Source organism: Streptococcus sp. CP1998 (assembly GCF_041026655.1).
Classification (GTDB): domain Bacteria; phylum Bacillota; class Bacilli; order Lactobacillales; family Streptococcaceae; genus Streptococcus; species Streptococcus dentalis.
Genome location: NZ_CP163380.1, coordinates 1,128,865 through 1,152,359, shown reverse-complemented (window position 1 = coordinate 1,152,359; position 23,495 = coordinate 1,128,865). Strand labels below are relative to the sequence as shown.

Here is a 23,495-nt window from a genome sequence, read left to right as displayed (position 1 = left end):
TTCTATGTCCATTAAAGTCATTATCGCAGGTTTCAAGGGAAGAATGGGACAAGCAGCCTATAAGATGGTTTCTGAAGATCCTGAGCTAGAATTAGCCGGCTTGATCGATCCATTTACTGATGAGACAGAAGTTGCAGGAGTCCCTGTCTTTAACCACAAAGAAGATGTTGTGGGTCTAGAGGTAGATGTTTGGGTCGACTTTACTATGCCCAAGGTCGCTTACGAGAATACTCGCTTTGCAATTGAAAATGGCTTTGCGCCTGTTGTGGGAACGACTGGATTCACTCCTGAGCAGATCCAAGAATTGACAGAACTTTCACGTGAAAAGGGCTTGGGTGGCTTGATCGCGCCGAACTTTGCCATCGGAGCCGTGCTTTTGATGCAATTTGCGGCGCAAGCGACCAAGTATTTCCCGAATGTGGAAATTATCGAATTGCACCACGATAAGAAAAAAGATGCACCGAGTGGAACAGCAATTAAGACCGCTGAGTTGATCTCTGAGAAGCGCGAGAAGATCCAGCAAGGTGCAGCAGATGAAGAAGAGTTGATGCCTGGTGCAAGAGGGGCAGAGTTTGAAGGGATGCGCATCCATTCGGTTCGATTACCTGGCCTAGTCGCTCACCAAGAGGTGATTTTTGGCAGCCAAGGCGAAGGGTTGACTCTCCGTCATGATTCCTATGATCGTGTTTCCTTCATGACAGGAGTAAATCTAGGGATTAAAGAAGTTGTCAAGCGTCATGAGCTTGTCTATGGTTTGGAACACTTACTATGAGATTAGAAAAGATGCCTTCTGAGTTTCAGGAGGCTTTACCAATATTAGAGAAGATTAAAGCAGCTGGTTTTGAGGCCTATTTTGTAGGGGGATCTGTCCGTGATGCCCTCTTGGATCGTCCGATTCACGATGTCGATATCGCATCCTCCTCATACCCAGAAGAGACCAAGGCGATTTTTGATCGGACAGTAGATGTCGGTATCGAACACGGGACCGTCTTGGTCCTTGAAAATGGTCAAGAATATGAAATTACGACCTTCCGGACAGAGGATGTCTATGTCGATTATCGCCGTCCAAGCTCCGTGTCTTTTGTACGCTCGCTAGAAGAAGACCTCAAGCGTCGTGATTTTACGGTTAATGCCTTTGCCTTAAATGAAAAAGGAGAAATTGTTGACCTCTTTCATGGACTAGAAGATTTGGAAAACAAGGTCCTTCGGGCCGTTGGGCTTCCTCATGAACGGTTTAACGAAGATGCACTCCGGATCATGCGAGGATTTCGTTTTCAAGCCAGTCTTGGCTTTGAATTAGAAGAGGCAACCTTTGACGCTATGAAGGAGTGTGCTCCCTTACTTGAGAAGATTTCAGTAGAGCGCACCTTCATCGAATTTGATAAACTCTTGCTTTCTCCATTCTGGAGACAGGGCTTGGAGGCTATGCTGGCAAGTGGAGCCTATCACTATCTGCCAGAGATGAAGGATCGTAAAGAAGCGATCGAGCGTTTGTTTGACATAGAGTTGGAGTATACCTTTTCAACTTCTGAGCAAGCCTGGGCTGCTTTGGTCTTAGCACTAGAGATTCAAGATATTCCAAAATTCTTTAAGAAATGGAAGACTTCTAGAGACTTTGCCAAGACGGTGGAGCAGATCGTGGAGATTCTAAAGCTCCGAGAAAATGGAAGTCTAGACACGCGTGCTTGCTACAAGTATGAGAAGCGTTTGTTGCTAGTGGCTGAAGAGCTTCGTGAAGCGTATGCCTTGAGTGTGGATTATTTGGCCATCGAGCGCGTTTATGATAGCTTGACCATTCATGATAAGCATGAAGTGGTGGTCAATGGCGGTATCCTGATCAAAGAATATGGTTTTCAACCAGGTCCAGCCTTAGGAGAGATGTTGACAAAAATAGAATATGCCATCGTCGATGGGGAACTGGCCAATGAAAAAGAAGCCATCATTGCCTATATCCAGCAAGTAAAAGAGGAGGAAAAATGAGCGATTTTATTGTCGATAAATTAACCAAATCTGTCGGAGATAAGACTGTCTTTCGTGAGATTTCCTTTATCATTCACGACTTGGATCGGATCGGATTGATCGGGGTCAATGGGACTGGAAAAACCACTCTGTTAGATGTATTGTCAGGTCGCTCTGGCTTTGATGGAGATGTGAGTCCTTTTTCTGCCAAGAGTGATTATACGATTGGCTACTTGACGCAGGAACCAGACTTTGATGATCAAAAGACGGTTCTGGATACGGTGCTATCTAGTGATTTGCGTGAAATGCGGCTCATTCGCGATTATGAATACTTGATGGCGGAATACCGAGAAGAGAACCAAGCCCGTCTTGAAAAGGTCATGGCAGAGATGGATTCGCTTAATGCTTGGGAAATCGAGAGTCAGGTCAAGACAGTCCTTTCTAAACTTGGAATTGAAGATTTGAACGCAAAAGTTGGGGATCTATCTGGGGGCTTGCGTCGTCGAGTGCAACTGGCCCAGGTTTTGCTATCTCACCACGATCTGCTCTTACTAGATGAGCCGACCAACCACCTAGACATTGATACCATCGAATGGTTGACCAATTTCTTAAAGAACTCTAAGAAAACGGTGCTTTTCATTACCCACGATCGCTATTTCTTGGATAATATCTCGACACGGATCTTTGAGTTGGATCGAGCTAGCTTGATCGAGTATCAGGGCAACTACCAGGATTATGTCCGCTTAAAGGCTGAGCAAGACGTGCGTGATGCAGCCCTTCTTCATAAGAAGCAGCAACTCTATAAGCAGGAGTTGACCTGGATGCGGCGTCAACCCCAGGCGCGTGCGACCAAGCAACAGGCGCGGATCAATCGATTCCATGATCTCAAACAAGACTTGTCTGGTCAAAGCAACCAGACGGATTTGGAGATGAACTTTGAGACCAGCCGGATCGGAAAGAAAGTCATCGAGTTTAAAGATGTGAGTTTTGCTTTTGAAAACAAGCCGATTTTACAGGATTTTAACCTCTTGGTGCAGAATAAGGATCGCATTGGGATCGTTGGAGATAATGGCGTCGGCAAGTCCACCCTACTCAATTTGATCGCAGAGCGACTACAGCCACAGTCTGGGCAAGTCATTATCGGTGAAACTGTGCGGGTGGCTTATTTCTCTCAACAGATTGATGGTTTGGATGAGAGCAAGCGCGTGATTAATTTTCTCCAGGAAGTTGCTGAGGAAGTGAAGACGACCGTTGGAACGACATCAATTGCGGATCTCTTAGAGCAATTTCTCTTCCCACGTTCCATGCACGGAACCTTGATCGAAAAACTCTCCGGTGGGGAGAAGAAGCGCCTCTTTCTCTTAAAACTCTTGATTGAAAAACCCAATGTTCTTCTCCTCGATGAGCCAACCAATGACTTGGATATCGCAACCTTGACGGTTTTGGAAAACTTCCTTCAAAACTTTGGAGGTCCCGTCATTACCGTTAGCCACGACCGCTATTTCCTAGACAAGGTCGCAAGCAAGATCCTGGCTTTTGAAAATGGGGGCATTCGTGAGTTCTTTGGCAATTATACGGATTACCTGGATGAAAAAGCCTTTGAAGTAGCTCAAGTAACGGCCAGTCATAAGGTTGAAAAAGAAAAACCTGTCAAGCCAAAAGAAGAGAAGAAGCGCATGAGCTACATGGAAAAGCAAGAGTGGGCGAGTATTGAAGCAGATATCGAAGCCATTGAAAATCGGATCGCAGAGATTGAAGTGGAGATGAATGAAAACGGCTCTGACTTTGGCAAATTGTCAGCTCTTCAAAAAGAACTGGATCAGGAAAATGAGCGATTGCTTGAGAAGTACGATCGCTATGAATACCTGAGCGAATTAGATGAATAAGGAGGCCCTATGAATCAATTGAACCGAATATCCCTTGGGATTTCAGCCACTATCTTTACCATTATTGGTATCGTCTTGTTTATCAATCCAATTGAGCACATTGGCTCGTTTAGCTGGTTGATTTCTTGTGGCTTCTTTTTAATATCCCTTTCGCGTTTTTCACGCTATTACCGATTGCGCCAAGCTGGTATCATTCAGCAGCAACAGCTCTTTCACAGTATGGTCGCCTTGGTTTTTGCGGTCTACTTACTGCTCTATGGCTACAAGACCTTGCCGATTGTCTTTCCCGTTACCTTAGGAATCTGGCTCATCTATCGTTCGATTATGAACTTCCGAAAAGCCAATTTTTACTCGAGGAAGGTTGAAGAACTGTCTAAGCGTTATATTTTCTTTGCCTTGCTACAGCTCTTCATCGGTTTATTCTTAATTGTTAGTCCGCTTTCGATTAGCGTCTTTCTATTAAATATTATTGGCTTGATTTTCCTCATTTTAGGATTTCAATCCTTTAGTCTCTTGTTAAAAAGTTAAGAAAAGTTACGTGCAAACCTTTGCGTTTGATAAAAAGTCTGATATAATAGATCTGTAAGTGTTTACAAGTTTGAAAGGAGTTACAGATGTCTAAAAAAATTATTGGGATTGACCTAGGGGGAACTTCAATTAAGTTTGCCATCCTTACTTTGGATGGGGAAGTTCAAGAAAAATGGTCTATTAAAACAAATATCTTGGATGAAGGTAGCCATATCGTAGAGGATATGATCGAATCCATCGCGCATCGCTTGAAGATGCTTGGGCTTGATGCTTCTGAGTTCCAAGGAATTGGAATGGGTTCACCTGGTGTCGTTGACCGTGAAAAAGGTACAGTTATCGGTGCCTACAACTTGAACTGGAAGACTCTTCAACCAGTCAAAGAAAAGATCGAAAGTGCCCTTCATATTCCATTCTTTATCGATAATGATGCCAACGTTGCTGCTTTGGGTGAACGTTGGAAAGGGGCTGGTGAAAACCAACCAGATGTCGTCTTCATGACACTTGGTACAGGTGTCGGCGGTGGTATCGTCGCTGAAGGTCGTCTCTTGCATGGTGTACGTGGAGCTGCTGGTGAGCTTGGTCACATCACTGTTGACTTTGATGATCCAATCCAATGTACCTGTGGTAAAAAAGGTTGTCTTGAAACGGTTGCCTCTGCAACTGGTATCGTTAACCTAACTCGTCGCTACGCAGATGAGTACGAAGGGGACTCTCAATTGAAAGTCTTGATCGACAACGGAGAAGAAGTAACGGCTAAAACGGTCTTTGACCTGGCAAAAGAAGGCGATGCTCTTGCTTTGATCGTATACAAGAACTTCTCACGTTACCTTGGACTTGCTGCAGCCAATATTGGTTCAACCTTGAACCCATCTAAGATCGTTATCGGTGGTGGGGTATCTGCGGCTGGAGACTTCCTCTTGGATGGCGTGCGCAAGGTCTTTGAAGAAAACTCATTCCCACAAGTACGTGAATCTACTCAATTGGCGCTTGCTACTTTGGGAAATGACGCCGGTGTTATCGGTGCTGCATCCCTTGTATTACAATAAGATGAAAAGGAGATCTGGCTCGTGCTAGGATCTCCTTTTTTTCTGTATCCTGTGATATAATGAAGACAAAATTGGATTCAAGGAGAGTATATGACAAAAGCAGATACAATTTTTAAAGAAAACATTCGAAAAATCATGGAAGAAGGGGTCTGGTCAGAGCAGGCGCGTCCTAAGTACAAGGATGGTAGAACGGCCAACTCCAAGTACATCACAGGAGCCTTTATGGAGTTTGACCTCTCAAAAGGCGAGTTTCCTATCACGACCCTTCGTCCCATCGCGATTAAATCAGCCATCAAAGAGATGCTCTGGATCTACCAGGATCAGTCGAATAGCTTAGACCTGTTAGAAGACAAGTACAATGTCCACTACTGGAATGATTGGGAAGTAGGGGATAGTCGGACGATTGGACAACGCTACGGAGCTGTCGTCAAAAAGCATGACATTACCAATAAGATCCTCAAACAATTAGAAGCCAATCCTTGGAATCGCCGCAACATCATCTCGCTCTGGGATTATGATGCTTTTGAGGAGACAGAAGGACTCTTACCATGTGCTTTTCAGACCATGTTTGACGTGCGTCGGGTTGATGAAGAGATCTATCTAGATGCGACCCTGACCCAGCGTTCAAATGATATGTTGGTAGCCCACCATATCAATGCCATGCAATATGTAGCTCTTCAGATGATGATTGCCAAGCACTTTGGCTGGAAGGTCGGAAAGTTCTTTTACTTCATTAATAACCTTCATATTTATGATAATCAATTTGAACAGGCTGAAGAGTTACTCCGTCGGGAGCCTTCAGATTGTCAGCCACACTTAGTTTTAAATGTAGCAGATGGAACCAGTTTCTTTGATATCAAACCAGAAGATTTTGAACTGGTCGATTACGATCCAGTGAAGCCACAATTGAAGTTCGATCTTGCGATCTAGTGATAAATTAATGCTTTTTATACCTCTATCTATGAGGAAATTTATTTTACAGTAAACAGAATCAGCGCTAAAAATTTTTACTCATTTTTGAGTTAAAATGTTTTAAGTATCGTTCGGTTTTTGTTAAAATAGATAAGGTTTTGAAAAACAAAACAATTACAATAAGAAAGTTAATTAATAGATAAAGATGGAGGCCTATTAAATTGGGGAAAGACTTATTTAATGATCGTATTAGCAGATTCTCGATTCGTAAATTGAATGTGGGTGTTTGCTCAGTACTTTTGGGGACACTTGTCATGGTTGGGACTTCCGCAAGTGCAGCAGCAGAAGAAAATACAGATACGACAAGTGAAAGTGTAGCAGCAGTTGCAACAGCGTCAGAAACGCCCGCAACTTCAACAGCTACTTCAGCAGCATCAACTTCTGAAACAACTAGCACAGTAGCCACAACGTATGAAGCAAGCCCAGCTGTTACTGCAGCATCAACTTCAACAGCACCTGCTTCAACTAGTGAAGCAAGTAGCACAAGTACAGCAGCCTCAGCAACTGCAGCTACACCAACCGCTGCAACACCAAAATTAGAAGCGACTACGCCAGCAAACAAGGCAAGAGAAACAGCTTCAACCACTACAGATAAGAAAGAAGAAACAACTCTTTCAGCTGGACAAGGTGCAACAGCAAACAATACAGTCGCAACGGAAGAGACAGCCAACACTTCTCGCCGTCGTACTCGTCGTGCTGTGGGTGACCCAAATGATCCAAGCTTGATTGGGGATGACGTTGAAGACGCAACTTCAACTCCAAAAGTTGAAAAACCAGGATTTACAACAGATATTGATGCCAAATCTATGGCTAGCCAAATCTCATGGTTGGACTTTGGAGATGTAGCTAACTGGACAGGAACTACTACAGTATTAGTTCCTAAAAGTGAAACTAAACCAACTGAGGACTTAGAAGAAAAATTGGCTCTTCAAGTTGGGTCTACCTATACCAAGGAAATCATGCCTGGTTATGTAGTTACTGTAAAAGTCAAATCCTTGAAACCTTTCCAAGCGACTGAAATCTATAAGAAACGGATGGAAAATCAAGGGGCTACAGAAGTAGAAAAAGCAACCTATGATCCAAATGCAAAAAATGGTTATGTAAGTGGAGTCACTTCAACAGCTGCTAGGCAAGCTTTTAACAATGGTGAAGAGGCCAAAGTCATAGCTGATGCGCAAAATAATTGGACTGAAATCAGATTTGAGAACATTGATACGAAAACCAAGAAGACTACCATAAGTTCAGCTTTGAATGGTGGAAATATTGGAGTTCAGTTTGAAATCTCTGCAACCTTCCGTGGTAAGACAGTTAAGCCAGCTATTGTTATGGCTGATGGGGAGTCTGCTAACCCAGGTGAATTAGTTATGTTTACTACCAATGGAGAAGGTTGGCAGCATATTGGAGAATGGAAAAAGTTTACCAGACCAAAAACTTCTGTAACTTATGAACCACAAGATACTGAAAATCTTTTTGGACCTAATCCTAAATTTAATAATACCAACTTAAACCAACTTCGTAGATCTACTGAAGTTGGACCAGAAAAGAAACCAGTAGCTTGGAAGTATTTTGGAAATCCTGACCAAGTTACGGGTGGTCTAGGAACCGGTATATTTGGACCTAACATTTCTGAAGGAAATAGAACAGTTCCAATTGTGATGACGCGTGGTGCCTCTGAAGTGGGGCTTTATGTCGCTTCAGGTGGTAAACAGTCAGCAATGCTAGGATTCTTCCCAATTGATGAAGGGGATGCTCCTGAGTCATACGGAAAAGCTATGCATACCATTGCAACTGTAGATGGTGTAACTGGTGCTAAAGTAAATCAACCATATCTTGGTAATGTGAGCCCAGATATGGATGAGAATACTGCTCTTGACTGGTTCGGTGATGATAAGGCAACTACGGCCGATGAAGGAATTGACCAATTGCTTCCAGATGAGCTTAAAGGTACAACCAATGAGATGATCAAGATGGATCGTACACGCCCAGGTAACTACAAGTTGTCAATAGAAGCCCATACAGATGGAGCTTCAGAAGCTTATATCTACGGTTGGATAGACTTTAACCAAAATGGTACCTTTGATGAAGATGAACGCTCTGATCTTGCAAGAATCACAAATGACGGCACCGTTGAGTTGACCTTTGCAAAGAGCAAGACTTATATCGACCCTAGCGTTAAAGAACTAGGTGCTCGTGTTCGTATTGCCAAGAAAGCTACCGAGATTGAGAGCCCAACTGGTATGGCCTTCTCAGGGGAAGTAGAAGACTTCAGAACCCAAATCACTCACCCACCAAAAGGGGAATTCAAGGAAACAAGTGGTCTTCAAGGGGCGAAGCAAACTGCAACTGTAATCTTTACAGCACGTGGAGAACACAAGTATGAGCTTAATTCTAGTGCCGTTATTGACGAAACGGTAGAACCATACATCGTTGATAAAGATGGCAACCGTGCAACTCTTGATGCGGACGGTTACTATGTCGTTCCAGGACAAGGTAAGTACAAGATTACTGCCAACGGTAAGGACGTAGACGTTGAATTTATCCCAGAAGATAACTTCCTTGGAACAGCTGATGGTATTTCTATCCGTCGCTCAGATAACAACGGTTATGATACTGGTTGGTCAACAAAATTCCCAGATCAAGAACCAAACATTAATGGTCAGTTGAATACCATGGATGGTCAATACGTTCCAACAGTCACTCCAATTGAAATCGAAGGAGTTGACAAAACTTCAACTGATGTTCAAGGTGCGACTCAAAAAGAAACTCCGGCCTTTAACACAACTGCGACTAACTCAAATGGTGACAAGATTGCAATCACTCCAAGTGCAGAATATCCTGCTAAGTTGGTAGATCCTGCCACAGGTCTCACTACTGATGCGCCATCTGTAACAGTTGAAGGGGAAGGAACTTATACGATTAATCCTTCAACGGGTGAAGTAACCTTCACTCCAGATCCAAGCTTTACTGGTACAGCCAAAGGTGTGGATGTTTCATTGTCAGCGCCAGTTGGTAGAAATAAAGATGGTAAGATCCAACAGGACTACATCAAGACTGCAACAGCTAAGTACACTCCAACTGTCACACCAATCACAGTGACTCCTACAGACAAGGTTTCTGCGGATGTTCAAAACGTTCCTCAAACACAAACTCCTACATTTGAGTTGAGCAACGACAAGACTGCTGAAATCACTAGCAAGAAATTGGTGGATCCAGCAACTGGTCAACCGACTGATGAAACAACTGTAACAGTAGCAGGAGAAGGTAGCTATACAATCGATCCTACTACAGGAGCGGTGACCTTCACACCTGAAAAAGACTTTGTTGGAACTGCAACTGGAGTGAAAGTCCAAGCGACAGCGACGATTACCAATGCAGACGGTAAGACAGCAACGATCACATCTGATGCGACTTACACACCAACTGTTGTAGCGGCCGTTCCAACTGCAAACCCTGCAACTTCAAAAGATATCCAAGGTGCGACACAAACTGGAGCACCAACCTTTGAAGGTGCAACTGTTCAAGTGAATGGTCAAGATAAAGCGATCACGATTAAAGATAACAGCTACACGCTTTTGGATAACGATGGTAATGAAGTAACAAGCACACCGGCTTATGCTGCTGATGGGACAACTAAAATTGGTACATATTCAATTGATCCAGCAACTGGACAAGTAACCTTTACTCCATCAGACAAGTCATACACTGGCGCTGTCACACCAGCCAAGGTTCAAGCTGAAAGTTCTAACGGTATCAAGGTAGATACAACTTACACACCTGAAATCGTTCCTGTCACACCGACAGCAACACCAGCTGAAACAGAAGATATCCAAGGTGCTACACAAACTGGTAAACCTGAATTTAGGGGTGGAACAGTGACCATTGATGGGGTTGAGAAGACAGTAGCCATCAATGAAAATGTTGCAGCAACCTTCGATGATGGTTCAACAACTAAGACTGTTAACGGTGTAGGTACTTACACAGTAGCTACAGATGGAACCGTAACCTTCGTTCCTGAAAAAACATTTACTGGAACTGCACCTGCCGTAACTGTTGTTCGTGAAGACATGAACGGAACTAAAGCTTCAGCGACATACACACCAACCGTTACACCAGTAACCCCAACAGCAACTCCAGCTGAAACAACAGGTGTTCAAGGTGCTACACAAACTGGTAAGCCTGAATTTACTGCAGGTAACAGTCGTGTGCCGATGAATGATGATGTTGCTACAACATTTGACGATGGCTCAACTACTAAGACAGTTGATGGCGTTGGTACTTATACAGTAGCAGCAGACGGTACTGTTACATTTGTTCCAGAACCAAGCTTTACTGGAACTGCACCAGCCGTAACCGTTGTTCGTGAAGATAAGAACGGAACCAAAGCATCTGCGACCTACACACCAACTGTAAATCCAGTTACTCTTACTCCAACAAATAAAGTTTCTGAAGACATTCAAAATGTTCCTCAAACAGAGACTCCTACATTTGCTTTGAGTGATGATGAGACTACTCAAATCACTAGCAAGAAATTGATTGATCCGGCAACAGGTCAACCAACTGATGCAACAACTGTGACAGTAGCAGGTGAAGGAACTTATACAATCGATCCTACTACAGGAGCGGTAACCTTCACACCTGAAAAAGACTTTGTTGGAACTGCAACTGGCGTGAAAGTCCAAGCAACTGCGACGATTACCAATGCAGACGGTAAGACAGCAACTATCACTTCAGATGCAAGTTACACACCAACAGTTGTAGCAGCTGTTCCAACGGCTAATCCAGCTACATCTAAAGATATCCAAGGTGCGACACAAACTGGAACACCAACCTTTGCAGGCATAACTGTTCAAGTAAATGGTCAAAATAAAGCGATCACGATTAAAGACAATAGCTATACACTCTTGGATAATGACGGGAACGAAGTTTCAAGCACACCAGCTTATGCGGAAGATGGTACAACTGAAATCGGGACTTACTCAATTGATCCAGCAACTGGACAAGTAACCTTCACACCAACTGACAAATCTTATACTGGTAAAGTAACGCCTGTTAAGGTTCAAGCTGAAGGCTCAAACGGCATCAAGGTGGATACAACCTACACACCTGAAATTGTTCCAGTAACCCCAACAGCTACACCAGCTGAAACAACGGATATTCAAGGTGCTACACAAACTGGTAAACCTGAATTCAAGGGCGGAGCTGTAACAGTGAATGGCGTTGAGAAAACAGTAGAAATCAATGAAGATGTTCCAGCCACATTTGACGATGGTTCAACTACCAAGACAGTTGATGGCGTTGGTACTTACACAGTAGCAGCAGACGGAACTGTAACCTTTGTTCCTGAGAAATCATTCACAGGTAAAGCACCAGCCGTAACGGTTGTTCGTGAAGATAAGAACGGAACTAAAGCTTCTGCAACGTACACGCCAACTGTAACTCCTGTCACCCCAACAGCAACACCAGTTGAAACAACTGATATCCAAGGTGCTACACAAACTGGTAAGCCTGTATTTACTGCAGGCGACAGCCGTGTGCCAATGAACGATGATGTTCCAGCAACATTTGACGATGGCTCAACTACGAAGACTGTTGACGGCGTTGGTACATACACAGTAGCAGCAGACGGAACAGTTACATTTGTACCAGAAAAATCATTTGTTGGTACTGCACCAGCGGTAACAGTTGTGCGTGAAGATAAGAACGGAACAAAAGCTTCTGCAACTTACACACCAACTGTAAATCCAGTAACACCTACTGCGACACCAGTTGAAACAACAGGTAAGCAAGGTCAAACTCAAACAGGTAAGCCTGAATTTACTGAAGGCAACAGCCGTGTGGCGATGAACGATGACGTCCCAGCCACATTTGATGATGGCTCAACTACCAAGACAGTAGATGGCGTTGGTACTTACACAGTAGCAGCAGACGGAACTGTAACCTTTGTCCCTGAAAAATCATTCACAGGTAAAGCACCAGCCGTAACGGTTGTTCGTGAAGATAAGAACGGAACTAAAGTTTCTGCAACTTACACACCAACTGTAACTCCAGTAACTCCAACAGCAACACCAGCTGAATCTACTGGACCTCAAGGTCTTGTTCAAACGGGAACTGTAACCTTCACTGAAGGTGATGAAGTAGCTCCAATTAACAAGGATTCGATTACTCTTCTTGATGAAAATGGTCAACCAGCAGCATCAGTAGAAGCGAAATCACCAGCAGGTGATGTGATCGGTACCTACACAGTTGATAAAGACACAGGTGTAGTTACTTTCACACCAACAGATAAATCTTATTCAGGTGATGTTGTCCCAGTTAAGGTTCAAGCAGCTGATGCAAATGGAACTACAGTAGAAACAACTTATACACCGAAGATTACTCCAGTAGTCCCAACTTCTGAAGATGCTACATCAACAGATATCCAAGGTCAAACACAATCTGGTAAACCAACCTTCACAGAAGGTGATCCAAATGTACCAATCGATGAAGATACTCCAGCTACCTTCGAAGATGGTTCAACCACTAAGACAGTAGATGGTGAAGGAACTTACACAGTTGCTCCAGATGGAACCGTAACCTTCGTACCAGAAAAATCATTCACTGGAACTGCTTCAGGCGTAACAGTGAAACGCGTGGATAAGAACGTCACTGAAATCACAGCGAAGTACACACCAACTGTGACACCAGTAACACCAACAGCAACACCAGCTGAATCAACAGATATCCAAGGTGTGACTCAAACTGGTAAACCTGAATTTACTGCAGGTGACAGCCGTGTACCTATGAACGATGATGTTCCAGCAACCTTCGATGATGGATCAACTACGAAGACTGTAGATGGTGTTGGTACTTACACAGTAGCAGCAGATGGTACAGTAACCTTTGTACCAGAAAAATCATTCGTTGGAATTGCACCAGCAGTAACTGTTGTTCGTGAAGATATGAACCGAACTAAAGCTTCTGCGACATATACACCAACCGTAACACCAGTTACACCAACTGCAGAAGATACAACATCTACTGACAAACAAGGTCAAACGCAAACAGGTACACCAACCTTCACACCAGGAAATCCAAATGTTCCAATGGACGATGATACACCAGCAACATTTGAAGATGGCTCAACTACGAAGACCATTTCAGGTGAAGGAACTTACACTGTTGCTCCAGATGGAACCGTAACATTTGTTCCAGAAAAATCATTCACTGGAGAAGGCACAGGCGTAACGGTTAAACGTGTCGATAAGAACGGTACTCCAGTTACTGCTAAGTACACACCAACTGTGACACCAGTAACTCCAACAGCAAATCCAGCTGAATCAGAAGCCCCTCAAGGTGTGGTTCAAACTGGAACTGTAACCTTCACTGAAGGTGACCCTGTTGCACCAATCGACAAGGATACCATTACTCTTCTAGACGAAAATGGTCAGCCAGCATCATCAGTGGATGCGAAATCACCAGCAGGTGATGTGATCGGTACCTTCACTGTTGATAAAGAAACTGGTGTTGTGACCTTCACACCAACGGATAAATCATACTCAGGTGATGTTGTGCCAGTTAAGGTTCAAGGTAAAGATACAAACGGAACAGTTGCTGAGACAACTTACACACCGAAGATCACTCCAGTTGTACCAACTGCTGATCCTGTAACATCTACAGACATCCAAGGTCAAACACAAACAGGTACACCAAGCTTCACACCTGGTAACCCTGCAATCCCAATGGATGATGATGTACCAGCTACCTTTGAAGATGGCTCAACAACTAAAGTTATTCCAGGAGAAGGAACTTACACAGTTGCTCCAGACGGAACCGTAACCTTTGTTCCAGAAAAATCATTCACAGGAACAGGTACAGGCGTAACAGTGAAACGTGTTGATAAGAACGGTACTCCAGTTACTGCAACTTACACTCCAACCGTAACACTTGTAACTCCAACCGCTGAGCCAGCAACATCTACAGACATCCAAGGTGCAACTCAAACAGGTAAGCCTGAATTTACTGAAGGTGATAGCCGTGTACCAATGAACGATGATGTTCCAGCAACATTTGACGATGGTTCAACTACGAAGACAGTTGAAGGTATTGGTACTTACACAGTAGCTCCAGACGGAACAGTGACATTCGTACCTGAGAAATCATTTGTCGGAACTGCACCAGCAGTGACAGTGGTTCGTGAAGATAAGAATGGAACAAAAGCATCTGCAACTTACACACCAACTGTTACACCTGTGACACCAACAGCTGATCCTGCTACATCAACTGATATCCAAGGTCAAACTCAAACAGGTAAACCAAGCTTCACGCCTGGTAACCCAAGTGTACCAATGGATGATGATGTGCCTGCAACCTTTGAAGATGGATCAACTACTAAAGTTATTCCAGGAGAAGGAACTTACACCGTTTCTCCAGACGGAACCGTAACCTTCGTAGCTGAAAAATCATTCACAGGAACCGGTACAGGCGTAACAGTGAAACGTGTTGATAAGAACGGTACACCAATCACCGCTACTTACACACCAACTGTAACACCAGTTACACCAACTGCAGAACCAGTTACTTCAATTGGTAAGAAGGGTCAAACCCAAACAGGCAAACCAACCTTCACAGAAGGTGATAGCCGTGTACCAATGAATGACCAAGTTCCAGCAACCTTTGAAGATGGTTCAACTACGAAGACAATTCCAGGTGTTGGTACATACACTGTAGCAGCAGACGGAACCGTAACCTTCACACCAGAACCTGAATTCACTGGAACTGCACCAGCTGTAACAGTGGTTCGCGAAGATGTGAACGGAACAAAAGCTTCTGCAACTTACACACCAACTGTCCTTCCAATCACTAAGTTTGTTGATAAAGAAGGTAAGGAAATCCCAGGATATCCTACAGTTGATGGAGAAGAACCAAAAGCTGAAATTCCAGGTTACCGCTTTGTGGAAACGAAGAAATTGCCAAACGGTGATACAGAACACGTCTATGAAAAAGTTACGACTTCGTATGTAGACGAAAATGGGGATCCAATCCCAGGTAACCCAACAGAAGATGGGGAACAACCGAAGAAAGATATCCCAGGTTATGACTTCGTGAAGACTGTTGTAGATAAAGATGGAAACACTCAACATATCTACAAGAAGACTGTGACACCAACTCCAATGCCGGATCCAACTCCGACACCAGAGCCACAACCACAACCTACTCCACAACCAAAACCAAAACCAGAAGAACCAACGATTCCTGTCGTTCCAGAAACGAAAGAAGAAGTGAAGTATATCGATCCACAAAATCCTACTGCACAACTTCCAAACACAGGAACAAAAGAATCTTCTACTGCTGGTCTTGCAATCTTTAGCGCTTTAGCAGGTCTCTCATTATTCGGATTTGCAAAACGCAAAAAAGAAGACTAAGCTAACTTGTGGCTAAGAAAAACCGCGAAAATCTCGCGGTTTTTTCTGTTTGTCTCTAAAAAATATCCTCCAAACTAGATAGTTGAAATCAGTCTTTTATAAGAAAATTTGATAAAATAGAAGTATCAGTGTAAAGGATGAGAGAATGAAAAAGATAATTGGTATCTGGGCTCAAACTGAAAATGGCATTATTGGACAAGACCAAGTCATGCCTTGGCATCTGCCAGCTGAGCTTCAGCATTTCAAAGAAACGACCATGGGGCAAGCAATTCTTATGGGAAGAGTGACCTTTGATGGTATGAAAAAACGGGTTCTACCAGGTCGGACCAGCATTATCTTAACGCAAGATCAAGCCTATGATCCTGAAAATGATGCTGTACTCGTCATGCACAGCAAAGAAGAAGTCTTGGAGTGGTATCAGAAGCAAGAGAAGAATCTTTATATTATTGGAGGCAGTCAGATTTTAAGGCTCTTTTCTGACCAGTTAGAAGAGTTGATCCAGACTATGATTCATGCGGATATTGATGGCGATACATTGGCACCGAGATTTGAAGAGAACCGCTATGAAAGAGTCCGTCAAGTCCATCATCCGAAAGATGAGAATAACCCATATGATTTTACGGTCAACTATTATAAGAGAAAGGATTTAGACTAATGGAGCGAAGTGTCTTTGGTTTTTTTACAGCTGTCCTATGTGTCATCTGTTTGATTTGCGCCTTACAAACCTTTCGTAAAAAACGGTTCGGCCTCGCTATTTTATTCTTACTAAATGCTTTTACCAATCTTGTGAATTCTATCCACGCCTTTTACATGACCTTATTTTAAACTAAATAGAAACAGAAAATGACAGAAAGAGGAAATACATGCCAACGAATCAAAATAATGATATGATGGTTTATTGTTCATTTTGCGGAAAGAGTCAAGATGAAGTCCAAAAAATCATTGCAGGAAACAACGCGTTTATCTGTAATGAATGTGTCGAGTTAGCACAAGAAATTATCCGTGAGGAGCTAGCAGAAGAAGTTCTTGCAGACCTTAGCGAAGTTCCAAAACCAATCGAATTGCTCAATATCTTGAACCACTATGTCATCGGTCAAGATCGTGCCAAACGTGCTCTTGCTGTAGCGGTATACAACCACTACAAACGCATTAACTTTCACGATACTCGAGAAGACGAGACTGATGTTGAATTGCAAAAATCAAACATCCTCATGATTGGCCCTACTGGTTCAGGTAAGACTTTTTTGGCCCAAACCTTAGCTCGTAGCTTGAATGTCCCATTTGCTATTGCTGATGCAACAGCCTTGACAGAAGCTGGTTATGTGGGAGAAGACGTTGAAAACATTCTCTTGAAACTTCTCCAGGCAGCTGATTTCAATATTGAGCGTGCTGAACGAGGCATTATCTATGTCGATGAAATTGATAAGATCGCTAAGAAAAGTGAAAATGTCTCTATCACACGTGACGTTTCTGGTGAAGGAGTGCAACAAGCTCTCTTGAAGATCATCGAAGGAACCGTCGCTAGTGTCCCACCTCAAGGTGGACGCAAACACCCACAACAAGAGATGATTCAAGTGGATACCAAGAATATTCTCTTCATCGTTGGTGGAGCTTTTGACGGGATCGAAGAAATTGTTAAGCAACGTCTCGGTGAAAAAGTCATCGGTTTCGGTAAGAACAATAAAGCCATTGATGAATCAAGCTCTTACATGCAAGAAATCGTTGCAGAAGATATTCAAAAATTCGGGATTATCCCAGAATTGATCGGACGTCTTCCAGTCTTTGCGGCCCTTGAGCAATTGACAGTTGACGACCTTGTCCGTATCTTGAAAGAGCCACGCAATGCCTTGGTAAAACAATACCAAACCTTGCTCTCTTATGATAATGTTGAATTGGAATTCGATGATGAAGCTCTTCAAGAGATTGCCAATAAAGCTATCGAAAGAAAAACAGGAGCTCGTGGACTTCGCTCCATTATCGAAGAAACGATGATGGATGTCATGTTTGAAATTCCAAGTCAAGAAGATGTCAAACTTGTTCGAATTACAAAAGAAGCTGTAGATGGAACTGAAAAACCAATTCTCGAAACAGCCTAGAAAGATAAAATATGGAAATTAACACACATAATGCGGATATCCTCTTAAGCGCTGCAAATAAGAGTCATTATCCTCAAGATGAGATTCCAGAAGTTGCACTTGCCGGTCGATCCAATGTCGGCAAGTCTTCTTTTATTAATACTCTCTTAAATCGAAAAAACCTGGCCAGAACATCTGGCAAACCAGGAAAAACTCAATTGCTCAATTTCTTCAATATTGATGATAAACTCCGCTTGGTAGACGTACCTGGTTATGGCTATGCACGTGTCTCTAAAAAAGAACGCGAGAAGTGGGGACGGATGATTGAAGAATACCTCACCAGCCGTGAGAACTTAAAAGCAGTCGTTAGCCTAGTCGATTTTCGTCATGAACCTTCTGCAGATGATGTCCAGATGTATGAATTCTTAAAGTACTACGAAATTCCTGTGATCTTGGTAGCGACTAAGGCAGATAAGATTCCGCGTGGAAAATGGAATAAACATGAATCGATCATCAAGAAAAAACTAGATTTTGATCCTGCTGACACCTTTATCGTCTTTTCTTCTGTAACTAGGGAAGGATTAGAGAAGTCATGGGATGCTATTTTAGAAAATGTATTTTACGAAATAAATTGAAATGACATGAAAATGTCATTTTTGTTTTGGATTTATCTCGCAATTGTAATACAAGTGTAATATAAGTGTCTTTGTTTTCTTCTATTTATATGCTATAATCTCTATAAAAGATAAAAGATGATAAAAAATTAATTGGAGATAAATTGTATTATGAAAAAGAAAATACGAAATAAAACGAAATTATTTGGTTTGTTCGTTTCTGTATTAGCAGCGGGGACATTTGCCGCTGCTATGAGCGAGCACATCACATCAGTTGGTGCTAATGATGGAACTTACCAAGCTTATTCAGACCCTACTGAAGCTTTCATCTCACAAATTGGTGAGTCAGCTCGTCAGCTCGGTCAAGCGAACGACCTTTATGCTTCCGTTATGATCGCACAAGCTATCCTTGAAAGTGGATCAGGTCAGTCTGGCTTGTCTTCTTATCCGCATTACAACCTTTTCGGTATTAAAGGAAGTTATGCTGGTCAATCCGCAGTGATGCAAACTTGGGAGGATGACGGTGCTGGAAATGCCTATACGATTAATGACGCTTTTCGTTCTTACCCATCTTACTATGAATCATTGCAAGACTACGTAGCAGTATTGAAACAAGGACATTTTGCAGGTGCATGGAAGAGCAACACCTCTAGTTACCAAGATGCAACAGCAGCTTTGACAGGTGTTTATGCGACAGACACAAGCTACTATGCAAAACTTAATAACATCATTGAAACTTATAATTTGACTCAATACGATTCACCAAATGTTCAAGGTGGTATTACAGGTTCAGTATACAATCCATATCGCCAACAGTTCACTTCACAAGAAATCTTGAATTTGGATATCGCTTGGGCGAACCGTTTAAATTATTAAAACTAAAGCAGGCAGATGCCTGTTTTTTTGTTGTTTTTTAGCAAATTGTGATATTCGATATAAAACGTATATGCTGAAAATTTAAGAATTTTTCCTGAAAACCTTTTCAAACTTTTCTCTCTATGATATAATGATTTTATTCACAAACATTATATAAGGAGAATAGTATGTCTGAATCTAATTTTATTCAAAAAGTTGGAGCGGCGTGTAATAAGAAGGAAGATCTCTATCAGAAATCTAAAATGCGCTATGCAGTCCGTTCTATTTTTGCTGGAGGATTTCTTACTTTAAGTACGGCGGTCGGAGCAGTTGCCGCAGACTTATTAAATACCTTTGTACCTGGATCTGGTCGTTTTCTATTTCCATTCATCTTTGCCTGGGGCTTGGTTTACCTCTTATTCTTAAATGCGGAATTAACCACCTCAAATATGATGTATTTGACGGCGGGGACCTATCTAAAGAAAATTCATTGGAAGAAAGCGCTGGAAATTCTTCTTTATTGTACCTTCTTTAATTTAATTGGTGCTTTAATCGTGGCTTTTCTTTTCAATCAGACAATGGCCTTTGCTCATGTCGATCCAAAAGGATTCCTAGCTACTGTGGCAGAAAATAAACTCCAACGCAGCAATCAAGTGGTTTTCTTTGAAGGAATTATTGCCAATATCTTCGTCAATATTGCTATTCTTTCTTATCTATATTTCAAAGATGAAACAGCCAAGGTGCTCTTAGCCCTCTCTGCTATTTATATGTTTGTCTTTATGACCAACGAACACTTGGCTGCAAACTTTGCTTCTTTCTCATTATTGAGCTTTAATTCTGTTTCTAGCCAATTGCCACATTTTGAGTTTTTAAATATTTTACGTCACTATGGTGTCACCTTCTTTGCCAACTGGGTAGGAGGAGGAGTCCTAATGGGACTGGCCTATGCTTGGTTGAATAATATCAAGAGTCTCTACAACGATTAAAAAATATAAAAAAAGTTTGCAAAAGTACTTGCATTCTTTTTTTATATATGATAAACTAATCTACGGTTTGAAAAAACTGCCTAAGACAGTAGGGGAGCTCGACTCATAAAGATCCTACCGAGGACAAAACGTATCAATTAAAAGAAGCGTATTGTACTTTCGTGTCTAGGTTTGGGCGCGTTTTTCTTTTGGAAAAATTCCCCAAGCAAAATAATTACGGAGGTGAACACACTAATGAGTGAAGCAATTATTGCTAAAAAAGCGGAACTTGTTGACGTGGTAGCTGAAAAAATGAAAGCTGCTGCATCAATCGTCGTTGTAGATTCTCGCGGTTTGACAGTTGAGCAAGATACAGTTCTCCGTCGCAACCTTCGCGGAAGCGAAGTTGAGTTTAAAGTTATCAAAAACTCAATCTTGCGTCGTGCAGCTGAAAAAGCTGGTCTTGAAGATCTTGCATCTGTATTCGTTGGACCTTCTGCAGTAGCATTTTCTAACGAAGATGTTATCGCACCTGCGAAAATCTTGAACGATTTTGCAAAAGACGCTGAAGCACTTGAAATCAAAGGTGGTGCAATCGAAGGCGCTGTCGCATCTAAAGAAGAGATTCTTGCACTTGCAACTCTTCCAAACCGCGAAGGACTTCTTTCTATGCTCCTTTCTGTACTTCAAGCGCCAGTGCGCAACGTTGCTCTTGCAGTCAAAGCGGTTGCAGACAACAAAGAAGACGACTTAATCTTAAGCTACGCGTAGCCTAGCTACAAAAAAATAAAAACATAAAATTAAAACTTATTTGGAGGAAATAACAATGGCATTGAACATTGAAAACATTATTGCTGAAATTAAAGAAGCTTCAATCCTTGAATTGAACGACCTTGTAAAAGCTATCGAAGAAGAATTTGGTGTAACTATGCTGCTCCTGTAGCTGTTCTTGCTGGTCGCTGATGCAGGTGCTGCTAAAGATTCATTCGATATCGAATTGACATCTGCAGGCGACAAGAAAGTCGGCGTTATCAAAGTTGTACGTGAAATCACTGGTCTTGGTCTTAAAGAAGCTAAAGAACTTGTTGATGGTGCACCTGGTGTTATCAAAGAAGGTGTTGCTGCAGCTGAAGCTGAAGAAATCAAAGGTAAATTGGAAGAAGCTGGAGCTTCAGTTACTCTTAAATAATCGAGTTTCCAATCAAAATGAAAACCGAGGTTTAGGCCTCGGTTTTTTTGTGCATTCTTTCTTTCGTGACTTTTACAAGCCCTGTATCATCAAATATTTCATTGAGATACGACAAGATTGTTGCTATAATAGGGTTATTCGATGAAATAAGGAGAAGGTATGAAAAATTTTAAACAGATTCTTTTGGCTTTAGTTGCTGTTTTTGCAGCAGTCCTTTTGGTAGCCTGTGGTCCAAAAAGTGATAATGGGACTTATGTATTCGAACCCACAACAGATGAAGCGAGGGAGAGGCTACCAAGTGAACTTGCTTATATCATTTCAGATGATTATAAATTTAAGGTTTCGATTATCATTAAGGATAAAGAAGGCCTTATGAAGGTTCGAATAAAATCAAATATTCAAAATATCAATCAATCCTATGATTTTAAGGTTGACCAAAAAAACAAAATATTTGTTATGAAGAATGACTACAGTGTGACAAAGATGGCGTATCAAATTTCTAATCATACCCTAACCTTTATGGATGTAAAAGAATCAAAATCGAGTGGGTCTGATATTTTTATAAACTATATAAAAATGGCTAAGTTTAAAAAAGTTAAATAATTTAGCGAAGATAGGTACGGATCCTGCCTTTTTAAACATACAAATATGATCCGTAAAATATATTACAATCATTTTACATTTGCAAAATATTCTTGAGAGTTTGTTGATTTGTTGCTATAATGGCGGTAAATCATATCATTAAGGAGAAGATGATGAAAAATTTTAAACGTATTTTGTTAGCGCTTGTAGCTGTCTTTGCAGCAGTCCTTCTTGTAGCTTGTGGTGATAAAAGCGATAATGGAACTTATGTTTTTGAGCCAAGCAAAGAAGAGGCTGTTAAAATGCTTCCAGAAGAGCTTCAGGGATTGGCTGGTGATGGGTTCAATGTAAAAATTTCGATTGCTATTCAGGGGGATAAGGCTGAATACAAGAGTGAAACTGAATTTGCTGGCAATAAAAAAGAAAGTAAGTATGAGTATAAAGTCGACCAAAAGGCAAAAACTATGAAATATGAAGCACAAGGCATGAAAGTAGAGCTTTCTTATGAAATTTCTAATGATGTACTGACGATAAAGAAAGTTAAAAACTCTGTCGTTAGCGATAATGATTTTTTCAGCAATTACTTGAAAGTTGCTAAGTTCAAAAAAGTTAAATAATAAGTAAGGCAGGGTTTATATCCTGCCTTTTTATATGTATTTATGATGATTTTATACTAGGATTCTAACTAATTTTGAATATTTTAGCAAATACCGTATAGTATGAACATAGTTAAAAGAGACACGTTAACAATTCATTGCGATGCAATGGAATTGTTGCTATAATAGGGTTATTCTATGTAATAAGGAGCACTTATGAAAAACGTTAAACAGATTATTTTGGCTTTCGTTGCAATTTTTGCAGCGATACTCCTGGTAGCCTGTGGTGCAAAAGGCGAAAATGGAACTTATGTTTATAAACCGACTAAAGCAGAGATGAAAAAAATTCTCAAAGATCAAGGAGCTTCCAGTTCAGATATTGATTCTCTAAACAATAAATATTCCTTGGAGTTGTCCATTGATATTAACGATTCAAAAGGATATTTAAATATTAAAACTGAAAGACCCGGTCATAAAACTGTAGATTCAACAGAAATTAAAGTTAATCAAAAGACTAAAACAATCGGTGCGTTAGAAGACAAGGGGGAGAAGGTTAGATATAAGATTAAAGGGGACACCCTGACATTGAACTTTACAAAAGATCAAGAATCGACGAATCAATTTGCGTCGTCTCTTCTTAAAAACGCTAAATTCAAACGCACGAAATAATGCAAGTGAAGAGCGGGGGAAACCTGCTCTTTTGCTTTACTTTTATGCCTAGTTTGGTATAATGAATGAGACTACAGATGGGACTGGGGCAGGAATGATTTTCTTTGAAAATGATTTCGTCTCGCTCCCTCTTTTCTGTGTGATCAAGGTTATTATTT

General features: G+C 41.7%; 16 protein-coding genes, 1 pseudogene and 1 other annotated feature. All 17 genes and pseudogenes read left to right on the top strand.

The features are described from left to right. Nucleotides 1–4: 4 nt before the first annotated feature. Nucleotides 5–772: a 4-hydroxy-tetrahydrodipicolinate reductase gene (gene dapB, locus AB4X21_RS05910; RefSeq protein ID WP_369087638.1), complete on the top strand. Its 768-nt coding sequence runs from the start codon at nucleotides 5–7 to the stop codon at nucleotides 770–772. Continuing rightward, nucleotides 769–1,980 (top strand): CCA tRNA nucleotidyltransferase, encoded by a 1,212-nt coding sequence (locus AB4X21_RS05905; RefSeq protein ID WP_037615379.1) that lies wholly within the window; start codon nucleotides 769–771, stop codon nucleotides 1,978–1,980. The genes dapB and AB4X21_RS05905 overlap by 4 nt, the downstream gene beginning before the upstream one ends. Beyond that, entirely contained in the window at nucleotides 1,977–3,845 is a 1,869-nt protein-coding gene (locus AB4X21_RS05900) for an ABC-F family ATP-binding cassette domain-containing protein (RefSeq protein ID WP_369087637.1), read from the top strand. The genes AB4X21_RS05905 and AB4X21_RS05900 overlap by 4 nt, the downstream gene beginning before the upstream one ends. Nucleotides 3,846–3,854: 9 nt before the next feature. Next, nucleotides 3,855–4,373, top strand: coding sequence for a hypothetical protein (locus AB4X21_RS05895; RefSeq protein ID WP_155214234.1), 519 nt, complete (start codon nucleotides 3,855–3,857; stop codon nucleotides 4,371–4,373). Between the two features lie 86 nt (nucleotides 4,374–4,459). Then, nucleotides 4,460–5,419, top strand: coding sequence for an ROK family glucokinase (locus AB4X21_RS05890; protein ID WP_003001791.1), 960 nt, complete (start codon nucleotides 4,460–4,462; stop codon nucleotides 5,417–5,419). Nucleotides 5,420–5,509: 90 nt separating this feature from the next. Beyond that, entirely contained in the window at nucleotides 5,510–6,349 is an 840-nt protein-coding gene (locus tag AB4X21_RS05885; protein ID WP_003001599.1) for a thymidylate synthase, read from the top strand. Between the two features lie 203 nt (nucleotides 6,350–6,552). Continuing rightward, the gene (locus tag AB4X21_RS05880) at nucleotides 6,553–15,792 is read left to right on the top strand and encodes a CshA/CshB family fibrillar adhesin-related protein (protein WP_369087636.1); all 9,240 of its coding nucleotides are present in this window, start codon (nucleotides 6,553–6,555) and stop codon (nucleotides 15,790–15,792) included. A gap of 145 nt (nucleotides 15,793–15,937) precedes the next feature. After that, the gene (locus AB4X21_RS05875) at nucleotides 15,938–16,447 is read left to right on the top strand and encodes a dihydrofolate reductase (RefSeq protein WP_369087635.1); all 510 of its coding nucleotides are present in this window, start codon (nucleotides 15,938–15,940) and stop codon (nucleotides 16,445–16,447) included. Nucleotides 16,448–16,655: 208 nt separating this feature from the next. Continuing rightward, complete coding sequence (gene clpX, locus AB4X21_RS05870) at nucleotides 16,656–17,888, top strand: ATP-dependent Clp protease ATP-binding subunit ClpX (RefSeq protein ID WP_003001797.1); 1,233 nt, start codon at nucleotides 16,656–16,658, stop codon at nucleotides 17,886–17,888. A gap of 11 nt (nucleotides 17,889–17,899) precedes the next feature. Further along, a complete protein-coding gene (gene yihA, locus AB4X21_RS05865; protein ID WP_369087634.1) occupies nucleotides 17,900–18,502 on the top strand; it encodes a ribosome biogenesis GTP-binding protein YihA/YsxC in 603 nt (200 codons plus the stop codon). 150 nt (nucleotides 18,503–18,652) lie between these two features. After that, the gene (locus AB4X21_RS05860) at nucleotides 18,653–19,357 is read left to right on the top strand and encodes a glucosaminidase domain-containing protein (protein WP_003001855.1); all 705 of its coding nucleotides are present in this window, start codon (nucleotides 18,653–18,655) and stop codon (nucleotides 19,355–19,357) included. 167 nt (nucleotides 19,358–19,524) lie between these two features. After that, on the top strand, nucleotides 19,525–20,322 hold the full coding sequence (locus AB4X21_RS05855; RefSeq protein WP_369087633.1) for a formate/nitrite transporter family protein: 798 nt from the start codon (nucleotides 19,525–19,527) through the stop codon (nucleotides 20,320–20,322). Between the two features lie 61 nt (nucleotides 20,323–20,383). After that, nucleotides 20,384–20,518, top strand: a sequence feature (ribosomal protein L10 leader region). A gap of 38 nt (nucleotides 20,519–20,556) precedes the next feature. Beyond that, nucleotides 20,557–21,072 (top strand): 50S ribosomal protein L10, encoded by a 516-nt coding sequence (gene rplJ / locus AB4X21_RS05850; protein ID WP_369087632.1) that lies wholly within the window; start codon nucleotides 20,557–20,559, stop codon nucleotides 21,070–21,072. A 55-nt stretch (nucleotides 21,073–21,127) separates the two neighbouring features. Beyond that, nucleotides 21,128–21,490 (top strand): annotated as a pseudogene (gene rplL / locus AB4X21_RS05845) (50S ribosomal protein L7/L12). A gap of 159 nt (nucleotides 21,491–21,649) precedes the next feature. Beyond that, a complete protein-coding gene (locus AB4X21_RS05840) occupies nucleotides 21,650–22,093 on the top strand; it encodes a hypothetical protein (protein WP_155171909.1) in 444 nt (147 codons plus the stop codon). A 152-nt stretch (nucleotides 22,094–22,245) separates the two neighbouring features. Next, a complete protein-coding gene (locus AB4X21_RS05835; protein ID WP_369087631.1) occupies nucleotides 22,246–22,689 on the top strand; it encodes a hypothetical protein in 444 nt (147 codons plus the stop codon). Nucleotides 22,690–22,884: 195 nt separating this feature from the next. Next, nucleotides 22,885–23,337, top strand: coding sequence for a hypothetical protein (locus tag AB4X21_RS05830; RefSeq protein ID WP_369087630.1), 453 nt, complete (start codon nucleotides 22,885–22,887; stop codon nucleotides 23,335–23,337). Nucleotides 23,338–23,495: the final 158 nt, after the last annotated feature.

What these genes read in the sequence shown, in the direction of transcription:
- dapB (WP_369087638.1), top strand. Translation starts at nt 5, where the DNA reads ATGTCCATTAAAGTCATTATCGCAGGTTTCAAGGGAAGAATGGGACAA.
- AB4X21_RS05905 (WP_037615379.1), top strand. Translation starts at nt 769, where the DNA reads ATGAGATTAGAAAAGATGCCTTCTGAGTTTCAGGAGGCTTTACCAATA.
- AB4X21_RS05900 (WP_369087637.1), top strand. Translation starts at nt 1,977, where the DNA reads ATGAGCGATTTTATTGTCGATAAATTAACCAAATCTGTCGGAGATAAG.
- AB4X21_RS05895 (WP_155214234.1), top strand. Translation starts at nt 3,855, where the DNA reads ATGAATCAATTGAACCGAATATCCCTTGGGATTTCAGCCACTATCTTT.
- AB4X21_RS05890 (WP_003001791.1), top strand. Translation starts at nt 4,460, where the DNA reads ATGTCTAAAAAAATTATTGGGATTGACCTAGGGGGAACTTCAATTAAG.
- AB4X21_RS05885 (WP_003001599.1), top strand. Translation starts at nt 5,510, where the DNA reads ATGACAAAAGCAGATACAATTTTTAAAGAAAACATTCGAAAAATCATG.
- AB4X21_RS05875 (WP_369087635.1), top strand. Translation starts at nt 15,938, where the DNA reads ATGAAAAAGATAATTGGTATCTGGGCTCAAACTGAAAATGGCATTATT.
- clpX (WP_003001797.1), top strand. Translation starts at nt 16,656, where the DNA reads ATGCCAACGAATCAAAATAATGATATGATGGTTTATTGTTCATTTTGC.
- yihA (WP_369087634.1), top strand. Translation starts at nt 17,900, where the DNA reads ATGGAAATTAACACACATAATGCGGATATCCTCTTAAGCGCTGCAAAT.
- AB4X21_RS05860 (WP_003001855.1), top strand. Translation starts at nt 18,653, where the DNA reads ATGAAAAAGAAAATACGAAATAAAACGAAATTATTTGGTTTGTTCGTT.
- AB4X21_RS05855 (WP_369087633.1), top strand. Translation starts at nt 19,525, where the DNA reads ATGTCTGAATCTAATTTTATTCAAAAAGTTGGAGCGGCGTGTAATAAG.
- rplJ (WP_369087632.1), top strand. Translation starts at nt 20,557, where the DNA reads ATGAGTGAAGCAATTATTGCTAAAAAAGCGGAACTTGTTGACGTGGTA.
- AB4X21_RS05840 (WP_155171909.1), top strand. Translation starts at nt 21,650, where the DNA reads ATGAAAAATTTTAAACAGATTCTTTTGGCTTTAGTTGCTGTTTTTGCA.
- AB4X21_RS05835 (WP_369087631.1), top strand. Translation starts at nt 22,246, where the DNA reads ATGAAAAATTTTAAACGTATTTTGTTAGCGCTTGTAGCTGTCTTTGCA.
- AB4X21_RS05830 (WP_369087630.1), top strand. Translation starts at nt 22,885, where the DNA reads ATGAAAAACGTTAAACAGATTATTTTGGCTTTCGTTGCAATTTTTGCA.